The organism is Conexibacter stalactiti (assembly GCF_033542075.1).
Lineage (GTDB): Bacteria > Actinomycetota > Thermoleophilia > Solirubrobacterales > Solirubrobacteraceae > Conexibacter > Conexibacter stalactiti.
The window spans coordinates 1-1,610 of sequence record NZ_JAWSTH010000221.1; the positions used below are offsets into that span (position 1 = coordinate 1).

General features: G+C 74.8%; 1 protein-coding gene and 2 pseudogenes. All 3 read left to right on the forward strand.

Annotation, left to right across the window (positions count from 1 at the left end):
* Positions 1–475: pseudogene (locus R7226_RS31415) on the forward strand (hypothetical protein); the annotation flags it as partial.
* The gene (locus R7226_RS31420; RefSeq protein WP_318601509.1) at positions 475–1,254 is read left to right on the forward strand and encodes a hypothetical protein; all 780 of its coding nucleotides are present in this window, start codon (positions 475–477) and stop codon (positions 1,252–1,254) included. The pseudogene R7226_RS31415 and the gene R7226_RS31420, both read left to right, overlap by 1 nt.
* 134 nt (positions 1,255–1,388) lie before the next feature.
* Positions 1,389–1,610 (forward strand): annotated as a pseudogene (locus R7226_RS31425) (hypothetical protein); the annotation flags it as partial.

Genomic DNA, 1,610 nt, shown 5'->3' on the forward strand with positions numbered 1-1,610 from the left:
CGCGGTGCCGGTCGTGCCGGTGACGCCGCCGGCGAGAGCGCCGGCGAGAGCGCCGAGACCGCCGCCGGCCGCGCCGCAGTTCGTGCCGCCGCCGCTGATCGCCGGCGAGCCGCCGCTGCAGCCGCCGAACGCGCGGCCGATCGTCGGCGTCTCGCCGCCGCCCCCGACGACCAGCTTCACGAGCCCGACGCCGCCCGGCGGCGCGACCGTGCGCGTCTACGAGGAGAAGCGCGAGGAGGAGGTCGCGCCCGAGTCGTCGTCGGCGTTCGCCGCCTACAACCCGGACGAGCACGTGCCGCTCGCGCCCGCGCTGCTGGGCGTGGCGCTGCTGGCCGCCTTCACCGGCACGGCGCTGACGCTCGGCGTCCGCCGCCGTGACCGCAACCGCCCGCGCCACGTCGCGCCCGCAACCGCGACCGCCCGCGCACGGGCGCGCGCCGACCAACGACAGAGCCCCCACAGGAGGCGCCGATGATGGAACGACTGAACAGAAGCGCCGGCATCGCCGCGCTCTTCGTGGCGCTGCTGGCGCTGGTGCTCGCCGTGACGGTCCCCGCGCTCGCGCAGAAGGGCGCGCAGAGACCGAAGAAGCAGGCGAAGAAGGCGCAGACGGTGACGCTGGTGAGAGGGAAGATCCCGGCCAGATACCTGCCGGCGACGGTCGCGCGCGCCAGACGCGCGGACAGACTCGGCGCCGACGGCGACACGGCCGAGGGGCTGCGCGGCAGCTGCTCGCCCGACACGGTCGACCTCGGCACGTGGTGCCTCTCCTCGGCGCTCTACCCGCTCGCCGACGACGAGGTCGGCAAGAACGACTACCTGTTCGCGACGCAGAAGTGCGTCGACCTCGGCGGCTGGCTGCCGACGGCGGCGCAGCTGGTCGGCGCCGCGCCGCGCGTCAAGCTCTCCTCGACGATCGACGACAGCCGCCTGACGGCGACGATAGACCTCGACGCGACCGACGGCATGAAGGATCGCCGCGAGATGTCCTCGACGCTGATCACGACCGCGGCGGGCGCCTCGGCCGCCGGCGCGCTCGGCGTCACGGAGGGCTCGAAGGGCGATCCGAAGACCGGCGAGCCGGACCCGGTCACGCTGCCGTCCAACCCGCTGCCGGAGACGCTCCAGTACGTGACCGTCTACGACAACAAGGACAAGGGCGGCTTCGCCGGCGGCAAGGCCGTCAGCCAGCCCGAGTCGTTCCGCTGCGCCTACGCGAAGGTCGAAGGCTCGGCGCAGAGAGAGATCGGGTAGCGCCCGCGCGCCAGCCGGCGCGACGCCCGCGCCCATGAGCGCGGATCTGTGCATCCCATGGGGGCACAGATCCGCACTCATCCCCTCCGCGCTACGGTGGAGGTCCGCCTGCGTTGCCGCCCGGGCGGGCCGTCATGCGCCGTTCCCAGACTCTCATCACCCTGCTGATCGCGCTCGCGCTGATCGCGGCGCCGGTCGCCGCCAGCACCCTCGACCACCGGCCGAGCAGCGCGCCGATCGCGCAGCATCCCGCGCAGCTGTCGCCCGCCCCGTGGGCGACGCTGCTGACGCCGCCGCTGGCGCCGGGCATACCGTCGGCCGACTCGGCCGCCGCCGTCGCGCGTGCTGCCGCGGCC